The organism is Clostridium sp. CM028 (assembly GCF_030585565.1).
Classification (GTDB): Bacteria; Bacillota; Clostridia; order Clostridiales; family Clostridiaceae; genus Clostridium_AD; species Clostridium_AD estertheticum_B.
Genome location: NZ_CP077766.1, coordinates 291,975 through 307,429 on the forward strand (window position 1 = coordinate 291,975; position 15,455 = coordinate 307,429).

At 30.0% G+C, this 15,455-nt stretch carries 11 protein-coding genes and 1 pseudogene; 11 read left to right on the forward strand and 1 reads right to left on the reverse strand.

Annotated features, from left to right (window positions below):
• The first annotated feature begins 305 nt into the window (after positions 1–305).
• The 8 genes and pseudogenes from KTC94_RS01415 to KTC94_RS01450 all read left to right on the forward strand — a co-directional run bounded on the left by KTC94_RS01415 (position 306) and on the right by KTC94_RS01450 (position 8,751).
• The gene (locus tag KTC94_RS01415; protein WP_216303111.1) at positions 306–1,016 is read left to right on the forward strand and encodes a pseudouridine synthase; all 711 of its coding nucleotides are present in this window, start codon (positions 306–308) and stop codon (positions 1,014–1,016) included.
• Positions 1,017–1,099: 83 nt separating this feature from the next.
• Positions 1,100–1,972, forward strand: coding sequence for a MurR/RpiR family transcriptional regulator (locus KTC94_RS01420; protein ID WP_216303110.1), 873 nt, complete (start codon positions 1,100–1,102; stop codon positions 1,970–1,972).
• A gap of 189 nt (positions 1,973–2,161) precedes the next feature.
• The gene (gdhA, locus tag KTC94_RS01425) at positions 2,162–3,514 is read left to right on the forward strand and encodes an NADP-specific glutamate dehydrogenase (RefSeq protein ID WP_220285874.1); all 1,353 of its coding nucleotides are present in this window, start codon (positions 2,162–2,164) and stop codon (positions 3,512–3,514) included.
• 238 nt (positions 3,515–3,752) lie between these two features.
• Positions 3,753–4,940 carry an NAD(P)/FAD-dependent oxidoreductase gene (locus KTC94_RS01430; protein ID WP_369811892.1) on the forward strand — a complete coding sequence of 396 codons (1,188 nt, stop codon included), beginning with the start codon at positions 3,753–3,755 and terminating at the stop codon, positions 4,938–4,940.
• A 65-nt stretch (positions 4,941–5,005) separates the two neighbouring features.
• The gene (gene cmk, locus KTC94_RS01435; RefSeq protein WP_216303046.1) at positions 5,006–5,668 is read left to right on the forward strand and encodes a (d)CMP kinase; all 663 of its coding nucleotides are present in this window, start codon (positions 5,006–5,008) and stop codon (positions 5,666–5,668) included.
• 41 nt (positions 5,669–5,709) lie between these two features.
• A pseudogene (locus tag KTC94_RS01440) lies at positions 5,710–6,543 on the forward strand (4-hydroxy-3-methylbut-2-enyl diphosphate reductase); the annotation flags it as partial.
• A 166-nt stretch (positions 6,544–6,709) separates the two neighbouring features.
• Positions 6,710–7,768, forward strand: a complete 1,059-nt coding sequence (locus KTC94_RS01445; RefSeq protein ID WP_258876377.1) for a CotS family spore coat protein — start codon at positions 6,710–6,712, stop codon at positions 7,766–7,768.
• A 113-nt stretch (positions 7,769–7,881) separates the two neighbouring features.
• Positions 7,882–8,751, forward strand: coding sequence for a GNAT family N-acetyltransferase (locus KTC94_RS01450; RefSeq protein ID WP_216303043.1), 870 nt, complete (start codon positions 7,882–7,884; stop codon positions 8,749–8,751).
• 79 nt (positions 8,752–8,830) lie between these two features.
• Here KTC94_RS01450 and KTC94_RS01455 read toward each other — a convergent pair whose 3' ends face one another.
• Entirely contained in the window at positions 8,831–9,040 is a 210-nt protein-coding gene (locus KTC94_RS01455; RefSeq protein WP_220319517.1) for a hypothetical protein, read from the reverse strand.
• Positions 9,041–9,309: 269 nt separating this feature from the next.
• Between KTC94_RS01455 and miaB the strand changes: the two genes are divergently transcribed.
• From miaB to mutL, 3 genes are all read left to right on the forward strand, one after another.
• Positions 9,310–10,635: a tRNA (N6-isopentenyl adenosine(37)-C2)-methylthiotransferase MiaB gene (gene miaB / locus KTC94_RS01460; RefSeq protein WP_220319518.1), complete on the forward strand. Its 1,326-nt coding sequence runs from the start codon at positions 9,310–9,312 to the stop codon at positions 10,633–10,635.
• Positions 10,636–10,778: 143 nt separating this feature from the next.
• Complete coding sequence (gene mutS / locus KTC94_RS01465; protein ID WP_220285871.1) at positions 10,779–13,469, forward strand: DNA mismatch repair protein MutS; 2,691 nt, start codon at positions 10,779–10,781, stop codon at positions 13,467–13,469.
• A 43-nt stretch (positions 13,470–13,512) separates the two neighbouring features.
• Complete coding sequence (mutL, locus tag KTC94_RS01470) at positions 13,513–15,450, forward strand: DNA mismatch repair endonuclease MutL (RefSeq protein WP_220319519.1); 1,938 nt, start codon at positions 13,513–13,515, stop codon at positions 15,448–15,450.
• The last annotated feature ends 5 nt before the right edge of the window (positions 15,451–15,455 follow it).

The following is a 15,455-nucleotide window of genomic DNA, read 5'->3' on the forward strand; positions in this document are numbered from 1 at the left end:
ATTTCCTTGGAAATATATTGTATTATTAACGGTGCTTGTGTTTTAAAATGAAAAATAATTTTTCAACAATTGATTTTTTATTAATATACTATATAATTATCCGTGAAGACTTATTTATATATATATTAATTTTAATTTTAAATCAATTTTATTTCATAATAGATTATGAAATGTGGTTAGAAATATTTGGTGAAAAATACATTTATAGTGATATTCATTTATTAAGTGGAATTTAGCTTATGAAATTTTTTTAATAGGAGATATATATTTATACAGTGACTAAAATAATATTAGGAAGTGATATAGTGGAAGAACGATTGCAAAAATTCATGGCGAGCTGTGGTGTTGCTTCACGAAGAAAATGTGAGGAAATAATTACAGCAGGAAGAGTAAAAGTAAATGATTTAATGGTTACAGAACTTGGTCATAAAGTTGACCCTGAAAAAGATAGGGTACATGTGGATAATAAAATTATCAATATGGAAGAAAACAAAGTTTACATTGCACTAAATAAACCAGAAGGGATAGTATCTACTGTAAAGGACGAAAAAGAAAGAAAAACTATTCTAGATTTGGTGAAGGTAAAAGAAAGAATATATCCCATAGGACGGTTAGACTATGATACATGCGGTTTAATTATATTAACGAATGATGGAGATATCTATAATAAGGTTATTCACCCAAGACAAGCAATCAACAAAGTTTATTTAGCAATACTAGAAGGATGCCCAAATGAAGAAGAAATATCTAAGTTCTGTAATGGGATAGATATTGAAGGATACATTACAGCGAAAGCGGATCTTCAAATAAATAAGAGGGTTGGATTCAACTGCAGGGTTACAATTACTATACATGAAGGAAAAAATCGCCAAATCAGAAAAATGTGTGATGCAATAGGACATCCAGTTATTGCATTAAAAAGAGTTTCTGTGGGCAATATTTTATTAGGCGATATGGAAAAGGGTTCATGGAGAAACTTGACTGAAGATGAAATAAAATATTTGAAAAATCTATAATTAAATGATGCATTTTATGTGGGACATGAAGGAGTTTTTCATTTTATTTGGTTGGAATTAACATAGAAAGGATTGAGTTAGTTATGGAAAACAGCAAACAAGATTTGATGAGGTCTATTCAAATCAAGTTTCCACGGTTAAGCAAGGGGCAAAAATTAATAGCAGAATATATTTTAAAACACTATGATAAGGCAGCATTTATGACCGCAGCCAAATTAGGTACTAGTGTAGGAGTAAGTGAATCTACTGTTGTAAGATTTGCTAATGAGTTAGATTTCACTGGTTATCCAAAACTACAGAAAGCTCTTCAAGAATTAATTAAAAACAAACTAACTACCGTTCAAAGAATTGAGTTGTCTAACGACTTCATTACGCAAGAAAATGCATTAAAAGGTGTATTAAAAGCTGATATGGAAAATATTAGAGCTACTCTGGAGAAGATTAATTATAAAACTTTTGAGGAGATAGTAAATTCACTATTTAAGGCTGAAAGAATATACATAATCGGGCTTAGAAGTTCATCTGCATTAGCAGAATTTTTGGGTTTTTATTTAAATCTTATTTTAGATAATGTTAAGGTTGTAGCATATGGTGTCAGCGATATATTTGAGCAGATGCTTAATGTTAATGAAAAAGACGTAGTAATTGGAATAGGGTTTCCAAGGTACGCAACAAGAACAGTTGAAGCTTTGGCTTTTGCTAAAAGTAGAAATGCTAATGTTGTAGCAATTACAGATGGTTTATTATCTCCACTAGCTGCTAAAGCCGACTATACATTAATAGCTCAAAGTAATATGGCTTCATTTGTTGATTCTTTAGTAGCGCCACTCAGTGTAATAAACGCATTAATTATTGCTGTGGGATTAAGAGAAAAAGAAAAAATTTCAAGGACATTTTCTAATTTGGAGACCGTATGGGAAGAATATCAAGTTTATTCTTATAAAGATAAAGATTAGGATGATTAGTATGAGATAAGTGGATATAAATATTTGCTTTTTATTTTAAAATATAATTATAATTCTTTAAATGAGGAAGAAATAGTGCATACTATAAATTATGTGCAAAGTAGTAGCAATCTAATATATATATACATACATATATATATTAAATTCAAATAAAACATTAATTTAAGGAGGAAATAAATTATGGAAGTAAAAGAATATATAGAGCAAGTATTAGAAAATGTTAAAAAGAGAAATCCTAATGAACCTGAATTTTTACAAACAGTTGAAGAAGTTTTAGGATCTTTAGGACCAGTTTTAGAAAAACATCCAGAGTATATTGAAGCAAACCTTTTAGAAAGATTCTGTGAACCTGAAAGACAAATGATGTTTAGGGTTCCATGGATAGATGATGCAGGCGTTACACAGGTTAACCGTGGTTTTAGAGTGCAATTTAATGGATGTATAGGACCATTTAAAGGCGGTTTAAGATTTCATCCTTCAGTTTATATTGGAATCATTAAATTTCTAGGATTTGAACAAGTGTTAAAGAATTCATTAACTGGACTTCCAATAGGTGGAGGTAAAGGTGGTTCTGATTTCGATCCAAAAGGGAAATCAGATGCTGAGATAATGCGATTCTGCCAAAGCTTTATGACTGAACTTTACAGATATATAGGGCCAGATGTTGACGTTCCAGCTGGAGACATTGGTGTTGGAGGACGAGAAATTGGCTATTTATATGGACAATACAGAAGGATTAAAGGAACTTTTCAAAATGGAGTTATTACAGGAAAAGGGTTAGCGTATGGCGGAAGTTTAATAAGACCACAAGCTACAGGTTTTGGGATAGCTTATTTCTGTGAAGAAATGCTTAAACATGAAGGGCTAGATTTTAAAGGTAAAACAGTAGCTACTTCGGGTTTCGGAAACGTTGCTTGGGGTGTTTGCACAAAAGTTGCTGATTTAGGTGGTAAAGTAGTTACACTTTCAGGTCCAGACGGATATATATACGATCCAAATGGAATAACAGGAGAGAAAATAGATTACTTAGTTGAAATGTTAAGGGTAAATAAAGGCTCGAGAGTTAAGGACTATGCTGACAAGTATGATGTTGAATTCCATGCTGGAGAAAAACCATGGAATGTAAAAGTTGATATAGTAATACCGTGTGCTACACAAAACGATATCAATATAGAGCATGCTAAACAAATAGTCGCAAATGGAATAAAATTTGTTTGTGAAGGTGCTAACATGCCATGTACTAACGAAGCAGTTGACTACTTCTTAGAAAAGGGCGTTAATGTAGGACCATCTAAGGCTGCAAATGCAGGCGGAGTTGCTACATCAGCACTTGAAATGAGTCAAAATAGCATGAGACTATCATGGACGGCTGAAGAAGTTGATGAAAAATTACATGAAATTATGATTAATATATACAAAAATTGTAAAGATGCTTCAGAAGAATTTGGATTTGGTTATAATCTAGTTTCAGGAGCTAACATCGCAGGATTTGTTAAAGTTGCAGAAGCAATGCACGCACAAGGAAATTATTAATTCTTACGTATATATTTCAAAGAGAATCCTTTTAGGGGGATTCCCTTTTTTATTTTTTTATTTTTTAGTTATATAAAAGAGTGTGATATAATAGAATGCATATATTTATTTGAAATACGGTGTTTATTTTTAAATGAGGTTGAATAAATTAATGTATTATATTAATTTATAATTGTAAGTATTATAAGGGAGTGATTAGGTGGCAAAAGTAGTTATTATTGGAGGAGGACCAGCAGGTATGATGGCAGCTGTTACAGCTTCATCAAAACATGATGTGGTACTCATTGAAAAAAATGAAAAATTAGGAAGAAAACTTTATATAACTGGGAAAGGTAGATGCAATATTACAAATGCGAAGGATATTGGTGATTTTTTTGAACATATACCATGTAATCCTCATTTTTTATATAGTTCTTTATATTCCTTTACTAATGAAGATACAATGAATTTTTTTAAAGAATTAGGAGTTAACCTTAAGGTTGAAAGAGGAGATAGAGTATTTCCGCAGTCAGATAAGTCTTCGGATATAATAAAAGCGTTTAATATGGAATTAAAAAATAAAAATGTTAAAGTGCAATTAAACTCAAAAGTTAAAAAGTTAGTTAGGGATAATCAGAAGATTGTCGGAGTACAGCTTGCTGATGGAAGTTATGTTTATGGAGATTACTTTATATTATGTACCGGTGGTTTATCATATCCACAAACTGGATCATCTGGCGAAGGGTTATCTTATACTCGTGCTTTAGGACACAATATAATTAAACCTAAAGCATCACTTGTACCAATAGAATTTGATGAAACGTGGGTTTCGGATTTACAGGGCCTATCTCTAAAAAATGTAGAATTAAAAATTACTAATAGTAAGAATAAGAGTCTATATAAAGAGTTTGGGGAAATGCTTTTTACACATTATGGTGCTTCAGGACCTATTGTTTTAAGCGCAAGTAGTTTTATAAAAGAAGGAGAAAAATTTAAGGCTGTGATAAATCTTAAGCCAGCATTAAGTGAAGTTGAACTTGATAAGCGAGTTCAAAGTGATTTCTTGAAATATGCAAACAAAGCTTTTAAAAATTCATTAGATGATTTACTTCCTAGAAAAATGATTAATACAATAATTCAACTATCTAATATTGATGAAGATAAAAAAGTGAATTCTATTACTAAAGAAGAAAGAAAAACCGTAGTAAATTTACTTCGAAATTTAACGTTTAATATTAAGTGCCTTCGCCCAATAGAAGAAGCAATTATAACTAGTGGTGGAGTAGATACTTTAGAGATAGATGCTTCTACCATGAAATCAAAAAAAATTGATAATCTTTATTTTGCAGGTGAAATGATAGATGTAGATGCATATACAGGAGGTTATAACCTTCAAATAGCATTATCAACAGGGAATTTAGCTGGGAGTAATGTAGGGGAAATTTAATGCTACTTCCAGTAGCAAATTAATGCTATTAAAACTAGCAGTTTTATAAACGAGGGGTGAAGAGTATGGGAATTTCCGTTGCCATAGATGGACCTGCAGGTGCAGGTAAAAGTACTATAGCTAAAATGATAGGTGAAAAATTTGGTCTTATGTATATTAACACGGGAGCAATGTATAGAGCAGTTACTTTAAAGGCGATGAATGCAAACATATCAGAAAACAATGTAGATGATTTACTTAAAATGGTGGAATCTTTAGAAATTCATTTTGAAGAAGAACGTCTATTTGTTAATAAGGAAGATCTGACATATATGATAAATATGCCTATTATAAGCAACAATGTTTCAAAATATGCAGCTATTCCTGAAATCAGAGAAATACTTGTTAAGCTACAACAAAATATAGCCAAAAAATTTAATGTTATTATGGATGGACGCGATATTGGTACAGTTGTACTTAAGGATGCTTCTTTTAAATTTTACTTAACTGCTAGCAGCGAAGAGAGAGCGAAAAGAAGATACGAAGAATTAATTTCTAAGGATATAGAAGTTGATTACAATACTATTTTAAAGGATATTATAAAAAGAGATTATGTTGATACACATAGAGAGACTAGTCCACTTATAAAAGCGGAAGATGCTATAGAAATCGATTCTTCTGATTTAAGCATTAATGGAGTAGTTGAAACAATTGTGGAATATATTAATTTGAAAATTAAGAATAGTTAATTCAGTATTTTTTATAATGCCTTATATATGGAGGTGGCAGTATGAGTAAAATAACACTAGCAGATTCAGCTGGTTTTTGTTTTGGAGTTAAACGAGCTGTAGATACGGCTTTAAATATGAAAGAAAAATACAATAATGAAATCTATACACTAGGGCCACTTATTCATAATACTGATGTTGTGGATTTTTTGAAAGAAAATTCAATATTTCCTATAGAACTTGATAATATTTCAAGATTAAAAGAAAATGATACGATTATTATAAGATCGCATGGAGTATCTGAAAAAACATTAAATATTTTAAAAAAAACCAGCCTTAATGTAATAGATGCAACATGTCCTTATGTAACCAATATTCATAAAAAGGTGAAAAAGTATTACGATTTAGGATATCATATAATTATAGTTGGAGATAAAAATCATCCCGAAGTTATTGGAATTAATGGATGGTGTAATGATTCTGCAGTAATACTTAAGAGTGGTACGGAGCTCGGTAATATATCAAATAAAGTATGCGTGGTGTCTCAGACAACAGAGAGGCAAGCTACTTGGGAGGATGTATTAACCAAGGTAATAAAAACCTGTAAGGAAATAGTTGCGTTCAACACTATATGCAGTGCAACTGAAGTACGCCAAAAATCCGCAGAAGAACTTTCAATTAAAGTTGATGCTATGGTTGTTATTGGTGGTTTTAATAGTTCCAATACTACAAAGCTGTATGAAATATGTAAGAAAAATTGTGAAAATACAATACATGTAGAAAATTTATTAGGTATTACTGATGAATTTATAAAAGATAAAAATGTTAAGAGTATAGGGGTCACAGCTGGAGCCTCAACACCGGATTGGGTTATTAAAGAGGCAATTTTAAAAATGAAATAATAGATTATTGAAGCATAACATTTTCTTTAAGAAAATTTCTCGTAAAAAACGTGTAGCATAAAATTATGCAAGCACGTTTTTTTATAATTTTTACGAATTATTGAATACTAAATTAAATTAGCTAATATAATTTAATAGCACTATTATGGGAGAGAGAAAATTGAAAGGTAATGCAAGAACAATTGAGCACTTAAATATAATTACTAATAAAAAGATGCAAATATTAATAAATGTAGTTAGGAAGTATAAATTAGAGTTAATAACTGCTGAAAAAGTTAGAAGTGCATATAAGATTACAACAGATAATGGTGATTTCTGTTTAAAGAAAATGAGGCATGGAAGAAGTAAGGTTAAAAATGGTTGTATTTTAACAGAAGAACTACTACTTAATAACTTTACCAATACACCTAAATATTTTAGAACAAAAGACGGAGCTTTTTCCGTAAGCTATAAAAAAAATATATATTACTTAACAGAATGGTTAGAAGGCTGTGAATGTGATTTAACTGATATTGATGAAGCTGTGAGTTGTACAAAACTCTTAGCACAATTTCATAACGTATCAAATAAAATTGACCATAATAAAATCCATATACCAAACAATTTAAAGGATTGGCCGAAAATTTTCACTAACGATTTAAATGATTTTAAAAGATTCGAAAGAATAATTACTAACAAAAGGATAAAAAATGAATTTGATATTCATTTTCTAGAAAATATTGATAACTTTTATAATAGAGGTATGTCTTCCGTTAATATTCTAAATAAGTCACAGTATTATAAATCATCAAAAATAGCAAATGTTAAGAAAATAATATGTCATAATAACTTTCGTTATCACAACATAATTAAAAAGGATGGAGAGTACTTCATAATTAACCTTGATAGTATTATGAGTGATTTACAAATAAGTGATTTAGGAAAGCTTCTTCGGAGATTGATGTTCGAAAAAGCTTATGGGTGGAATTTTAATTTTGCTAAAGTTCTGATTGAAGCATATAATTCTACTAATAAATTAAGCAAAGAAGATTTAGAGATAATGCTTGCCTTAATAATATTCCCTCATAAGTTTTGGAAGTTAGCGAAGAAAAGATATATGAAACAAAAAAAATGGTCTGAGACAAAATATTTGAATAAACTTAATAAGATAACATGTCACAATGAAGCTCAAGAGAAATTTTTTAATGAATATTTAAATTTTTTAGAAGAATATTCATAAATTATAAAAATTCATTGTAAAACTATTAATAATAGATTTATAATTATAAATGTATTAAAGTTTTATAAATAATCAAATTTATTTAAAAATAAATATTAGTGGAGTAAAGTTAAATGTATAAATTAATAAGTCTAACTTTGAAAAATATTGAAAGTTTTAGAAAAATTAGTAGAATTAATACTAACTTTAGTTTATCGAATAAAGATTTCTTTGAACAGTATGATAATAGTAACATTATTCAAAAATTGTTTTTAAGAAAAACTGTAAACTTATTATTAGAAGAAAATAATTATATAGGTTATATATGGTTTGAAAAACATACTAAATATCATAGTTCCATTAATTCAATAAATGTAATAGAGGATAATAATTTAGTCTACTGCTATAAAATTTTAATTAGTTCACTGGTAAGTAATAGTTTGATAACTTATGAATGTGAAGATAATGGAATAAACATAGATATTTTAAATAAGCTAGGGTTTACTAGATTAAAGGGAGTTATGGAACTAGAACTAGAGTGTAAAGAATATTTTAATGCCCTTGTTCCTAGTAATATTACTTTTTCTATAGTAAAAAAGGGCAAAAATGAAAAAGAACGTTGTTTATTACAAAATGAAATATTTAAAAATGATGATAGAATTCCGATAAATGTAGAAGATATCTATTATGATGAAGCACAGGAATATTATTTTAATGAGGGCGCAATATTTATTAAACTAGATAATATACCCGTTGGATATGGTCAAATTATAGTTGAAGATAAGGCAGCAATCATAGTAAATTTCGGAATAGTAGAGAAATACAGAAAAGAAGGATATGGGAAAGTGCTTTTAAGGCATTTGCTTAATATAGCTATGGATAATGATTTTTCTAAAGTCTCACTTAAGGTGGATTCTAATAATGTTTTCGCTTTAAAATTATATATTTCATTAGGTTTTAATATTAAAAAGGAAGTTTATACTTGGAAAAAAACCAAAGCTTAAGAATGCATATAAAAAGTGATAGAGGATTCTATCTCTTTTTATATTTTATCCTCAATATCAGAAAGCATTTTTATTTTTGTTATAATAAGGAATTCTCACTAATGGAAGTGGTGGATATTCCTCCTGAAATGTCGTTAAACTGGTTTAGTACAATTTCAACAGGAACATAGGATGCTTTCATATTTAGCATATTACTATGGTTACACATACAATAATAACTTCTATCACCTATGCAATTGTATTGTAAACTCGTATCTTTTATAGTCTCTTCTTTTTTTGCATCATACATATAAATTCACTCCTTTTAGGTAGGTTATCCTAAAAACAGAAATTTACTCTAGAAATCAAAACAAATATAAGTGCTAATTAAAGAATCATAATATGTAATTTTTTCTATATTAAAATAGAAAATCAACTAGTAAGAGTATAATCTGATTCGTATATATATTTAGAATAGATTAATTATATAATCAATTATTAAAAATGACTTTAAAAAAGCTTTCATATTATATATAATGGTATGTATTAATACTTTTTTTTATAAAGGAGAATGCACTAATGAATAAAACACTTAATTATTACATAGAAACATGGGGATGCCAAATGAATGAGGAGGACTCTGAAAAATTATCTGGTATGCTAATACCTGTGGGATATAAAAGAACTTTGGATAAGGGAACTGCTGATATAATTATATTCAACACTTGTTGTGTTAGAGAGAACGCAGAGCAAAAGGTTGATGGAAATATAGGTGCTTTAAAAACAATGAAAAAAAATAATCCAAAGCTTATAATTGCGATTATTGGATGTATGATGCAACAAGACGGCATGGCGAAACATATAATTACTAAGTTTCCATTTGTAGACATTATTATCGGGACACACAATGCTCATAAATTCCCAGAGTACTTAAAGAGAATACAAGGCGGAGAATCATCTATCGTTGAAATTTGGGATAAAGAAGAAAATATTATAGAGGGAATTAAAATAGATAGGGGAAATAATCTAAAAGGTTTTGTTACAATTATGTATGGTTGCAACAATTTTTGCACTTATTGTATAGTGCCTTATGTAAGAGGACGCGAGCGAAGTCGAAAGCCTGAAGAAATTATTAATGAAATAACAGCTATGGTTGCACAAGGGTACAAAGAGATAACCTTACTTGGTCAAAACGTTAACTCCTACGGTAAGGGATTAACTCCTGAAATAAATTTTGCACAGTTACTTAGAAGAATTAACAATATTGAAAATTTAGAGAGATTAAGATTTATGACATCTCATCCAAAGGATTTATCAAATGAAGTAATGCAAGTGATTGCTGCGGGGGATAAGATTTGTGAACATGTTCATTTACCAGTACAATCAGGTTCATCTAATCTTCTAAATAAAATGAATAGACATTACGATAGGCAGGAATATTTGGATTTGGTTAAAGATATTAGAACCACAATACCTAATGTAGGAATAAGTACAGATATTATCGTTGGATTTCCTGGAGAAACAGATGAAGATTTTGCAGAGACTCTAAGCCTTATGGAAGAGGTGAAATTTAATTTAGCATTTACGTACCTTTATTCTAAAAGAAAAGGAACTCCAGCTGATGAAATGCTAGACCAAGTGCCAGATGATATTAAGCATGAAAGATTTAATAGATTAATTGAAGTTGTTAACAGAAATTGTGCAGAAAGAAACAAAGAATGTGTAGGTAAAATAGTAGAAGTATTGGTAGAAGGGTATAGCAAAAATGATAAAAATAAATTAAGTGGAAGAACTAGAAATGGGAAATTAGTGAACTTCGAGGGAAACGATAAAGCTATTGGAGAGCTCGTATCAGTTCAAATAACTGAGGCACACTCTTTTTCACTTTTAGGTGAAGAAATATAAGGTGCATGAGAATAAATGCACATTAGGGGCATGAAAGTAAATAACAAGTCACTAGGATACTGACTTGTTATTTACTTGAATGTCCCTTATATAAAAATTAACAATTATTATTTACTTACAGATGAAAGCAAGGTGGTATGACAATGGCATTAACTCCAATGATGATACAATATTTTGAAATAAAAGAAAAGTGCAAGGACTGTATATTGTTTTTTAGATTAGGTGACTTTTATGAAATGTTTTTTGACGATGCGCAGGTTGCATCAAAAGAATTAGAATTAGTCCTAACAGGACGGGACTGTGGCCTTGAGAAAAGAGCACCTATGTGCGGAATACCGTACCATGCTGCTAACACCTATGTAGGAAGGCTAATTGCAAAAGGATATAAGGTTGCCATATGTGAGCAAGTGGAAGATCCAGCACTTACAAAGGGCATAGTTAAAAGAGATATTATTAAAATAATTACGCCGGGAACTTACACTGATTCCGGTTTTTTAGAAGAAACTAAAAATAACTATATTATGAGCATTTACATTGACAGAAAAATTAACTTCTGTGGAGTGTGTTTTTGTGATGTATCAACTGGTGAATTTACTTGCACAGATACTAAATTTAACATTGTTACTATATTAGATGAAATTTCAAAGTTTAACCCAAAAGAAATTATTGTGTCAGAGGATATATCTGAGGAGATACTGCGCGCTATAAAAGAAAGATTTAATGTTTTGTATTCGTCTTACCCAAATGAGTATTTTACCCTGAAAGACGAAAGTTTAATTACAAATCAGTTTCATAACTTTTGTGAGAATACATTCACACAAACTTTAATTAGCAGCATTTCAGGATTGCTTAGTTATATTATGGATACACAAAAAAAATCACTTTCTCACATAGATACTATAGAATATTATGATATTTTAGATTATGTAAGTTTAGATGCAAATTCTAGGAGAAACTTAGAACTCACGGAAACTTTAAGAGATAAAACTAAGAAGGGCTCTTTGCTTTGGGTATTAGATAGAACTAATACTGCCATGGGAGCTAGAAGGCTCCGTAAATGGTTAGATCAACCTTTAATAAGCAAGAGCTTAATAGATGAAAGATTAGAGGCCGTAGAAGAACTAAAAGGTAATACTACCTTCCACGAAGATTTAAAAGATGTGCTCGTGGATATTTATGATATAGAAAGACTTGTAGGGAAAATTTCTTCAAAGAATGTTAATGCAAAAGAATTGATTTCTCTTAAAAATTCTATAGGGAAAATACCAAGGGTTAAATCCATTTTAGCAGGACTTAATAGTAAATTAACGAAAAAAATATATTTAAACTTAGATGATTTGCAAGATATATACAATACTTTAGATAATTCTATTATTGTAAATCCATCTATTTCTATTAAAGAGGGAAATATTATTAAGGAAGGCTTTAATAGTGAAATAGATGAGCTAAGGCAAGCTAAGGCCCATGGCAAAGAATGGATTGCTACATTAGAAAATGATGAAAAAAGAATAACTGGAATAAAGTCATTAAAAGTAGGGTATAACAGAGTGTTTGGTTATTTTATTGAAGTAACCAAATTAAATATTGGGTCAATTCCGGAGGGAAGGTACATAAGAAAACAAACCTTGTCTAACGCGGAGAGATACATTACTCCTGAACTTAAGGAAATGGAAGAGAAAATTTTAGGAGCACAAGAAAAATTAGTCAATATCGAATATGAGGTATTTACAGGTATTCGAGAAGAAATTGAAAAACACATAGAAAGAATGAAAAATACTGCAAAGTTAATATCAGAAATTGATTGTTTAAGTGCCCTAGCTACAATTGCCCTTGAAAATAATTATACCAAACCTAAAATAAATACTAAGGGTATTTTTAATATAAAAGGTGGGAGACATCCTGTAGTTGAAAAAATGATGCCTACAAATACTTTCATTGAAAATGATACATGCATGGATGCTGTGGATAATCAATTACTACTAATAACTGGACCCAATATGGCGGGTAAATCCACCTATATGCGTCAAGTCGCATTAATAACTATTATGGCTCAAATAGGAAGTTTTGTTCCCTGCATAGATGCAGATATATCCATATGTGATAAGATATTTACGAGAATAGGAGCTTCAGACGATCTTGCTGCGGGTAAAAGTACCTTTATGGTTGAGATGTGGGAAGTATCCAATATATTAGAAAATGCAACCAATAAAAGTTTAGTTTTACTTGATGAGGTAGGACGTGGTACTAGTACTTATGATGGACTAAGTATTGCCTGGTCAGTAATTGAGTATATTTGTAAGAATTCTAATTTAAGGAGTAAAACTTTGTTTGCTACCCATTATCACGAGTTAACAAAACTTGAAGGTATGATTAAGGGTGTTAAAAATTATTCTGTAGCTGTAAAAAAGATTGAAAATGAAATTGTATTCCTTCGGAAAATTGTTCCCGGTGGAGCTGATGAATCCTATGGAATAGAGGTTGCAAAGCTTGCAGGTCTACCAGAGGATGTAATAAATAGGGCAAATGAAATTCTAGCGTCACTAGAGAATCTTAACAATACTACGGAAATTGACTTAAGAAGCAATGAATTCTCGGAAATTAAACGACCTAATAAAGCTAATAATAAAAAAGATATTGAAAATATTGTGGCGAAAGAAGCGGCTGTAACTTATGTACCGAAGATAGAAAACGATGAAATTACTCAAATTAATTTTACAGACATAGAAAAGGATAATATGTTAAAGGAAATTAAAAATATAAATATCCTTAATCTAACACCTATGGATGGGTTTAATAAGCTATACGATCTAGTTAATAGGGCTAAGTTGCTATAGTGATAGGCGGGGGCTATAAAAATAGCTAAGGATGTGAGTTGTCATGAGAATTAATATGTTAGAAGTTGAAACTTCCAATAAAATTGCTGCAGGTGAGGTTGTAGAGCGGCCGTCGTCTGTAGTCAAGGAGCTCGTGGAAAACAGTATAGATGCTGGTGCTAAAAATATTAGCATAGAAATCGTTGATGGTGGTCAAAAAACCATAAAGATAACTGACGATGGCACTGGAATACATATAGATGATATAGAAAAGGCTTTTTTGCCTCATGCTACTAGTAAAATAAAATATGTTGAAGATATTTATAAAATACATACGTTAGGGTTTAGAGGAGAGGCATTACCAAGTATTGCGTCTGTATCTCATACTTTACTAAATAGTAGAACTGAAGAATCCTCATTTGGCAAAGAGATATCTCAGTCATCAGGAGATATACTCTACGTTAAAGAAGTGGGATGTAATGTTGGTACAACAATAGAAGTTAAGGATCTGTTTTTTAATGTTCCTGCAAGGCAAAAATTTTTAAAAACGCCTCAAAGAGAATCGGCTTTAATATCAGATATTATAGGCAGGCTTGCATTAGCTAACAATGAGATTTCTTTTAAACTACTAAACAATAGTAAAAAGGTTTTGTCTACATATAGTTCTACAAATCTTTGTGATACTATTAGATATATATATGGTAAAGAAGTTGTAGATAATATTACTAGTTTTGAAAGGTATAACGATATAATGTCTGTTCATGGATATATCGGTAATGCACAGATAAGTCGTGGAAGCCGAAATAGACAAAGTATTTTTGTTAATAAAAGGTATATTAAAAGTGGTCTAATTACAGCGGCCGTCGAAAATGCATTTAAATCTTTTTTGACTGTTCATAAATTTCCTTTCTTTGTTATATTTTTAGATATTTTCCCTGAGTATATAGATATAAATGTTCATCCACAAAAAACTGAAATTAAATTTCAGGAGGATAAAGCTGTATTTAAAATTGTTTTTGACGCAGTGCATACAGCAATTGCTGATAGTTTAAGAGGCAATTTTGATATACCAGAAGGCGATAAAGCAAATAGCAGTGAGAAAGAAATTGAAGAAAACACCTTAAGAAAAGAAATTTATGATTTTAACAGGACGGTAATAGATGAAAAGGATAGGGAAGAACTAGAAAAGAGTGTTCAAATCCCAATAGATTTTAATTATAAAACATTAAACAATGAAACGGATAATTTTAAAGAATCATCTTATACAAATGTGAGTGATCTAAAAGTTACAAGTAATTATGGTAGTGAAGCTACTAATGAGTTACAAATCGCGCGGGTAAGTGAGAATGTTAAAGATAGTAATATAATTAATTATGAGACGGGTAAAATCGCATCACCAAATGAAGTTTCTAAAATTTCAAAGTTTCCAGAGCTTCGAATTATAGGACAATTCAATAAAACCTATATTTTAGGTGAGGTATATAATGAGCTTTACCTAATTGACCAACATGCAGCTCATGAAAAAGTATTATTTGAAAAATATAAAAAAGAAATTACAAATTCCGAGGTGCTATCCCAAATTTTACTTACGTCAATAGTAATAGAGCTTAATCAAGATGATTACACTTATTATATTGAAAATGAAGCAGTGTTTAAAAATTCTGGTTTTGACATTATTGAATTTGGTGAAAACACAATAAGTATTAGGGAAGTTCCAATAATACTTGGTAAACCGGATATTAAAAATCTCTTTAATGAAATATTAGATAATTTAAAAAACATGGGCAGCGGTAAAACTGTAGAAGTTAAATATAATCGTATAGCATCTATGGCATGTAAAGCAGCTGTAAAAGCAAATAATCAGCTAACAGAGCTTGAAATGAACAAATTAATTGATGATTTAAGATATATTGATGAACCTTTTACTTGTCCCCATGGAAGACCTACAATAATAAAAGTTACACTTAATGAACTTGAAAAAAGATTTAAAAGAATACAATAGAAAAA

Bases quoted from the DNA above. Each gene is read 5' to 3' on its own strand.
- KTC94_RS01420 (WP_216303110.1), top strand. From the start codon at position 1,100: ATGGAAAACAGCAAACAAGATTTGATGAGGTCTATTCAAATCAAGTTT.
- gdhA (WP_220285874.1), top strand. From the start codon at position 2,162: ATGGAAGTAAAAGAATATATAGAGCAAGTATTAGAAAATGTTAAAAAG.
- KTC94_RS01430 (WP_369811892.1), top strand. From the start codon at position 3,753: ATGATGGCAGCTGTTACAGCTTCATCAAAACATGATGTGGTACTCATT.
- cmk (WP_216303046.1), top strand. From the start codon at position 5,006: ATGGGAATTTCCGTTGCCATAGATGGACCTGCAGGTGCAGGTAAAAGT.
- KTC94_RS01450 (WP_216303043.1), top strand. From the start codon at position 7,882: ATGTATAAATTAATAAGTCTAACTTTGAAAAATATTGAAAGTTTTAGA.
- KTC94_RS01455 (WP_220319517.1), bottom strand. From the start codon at position 9,040: ATGTATGATGCAAAAAAAGAAGAGACTATAAAAGATACGAGTTTACAA.
- miaB (WP_220319518.1), top strand. From the start codon at position 9,310: ATGAATAAAACACTTAATTATTACATAGAAACATGGGGATGCCAAATG.
- mutS (WP_220285871.1), top strand. From the start codon at position 10,779: ATGGCATTAACTCCAATGATGATACAATATTTTGAAATAAAAGAAAAG.
- mutL (WP_220319519.1), top strand. From the start codon at position 13,513: ATGAGAATTAATATGTTAGAAGTTGAAACTTCCAATAAAATTGCTGCA.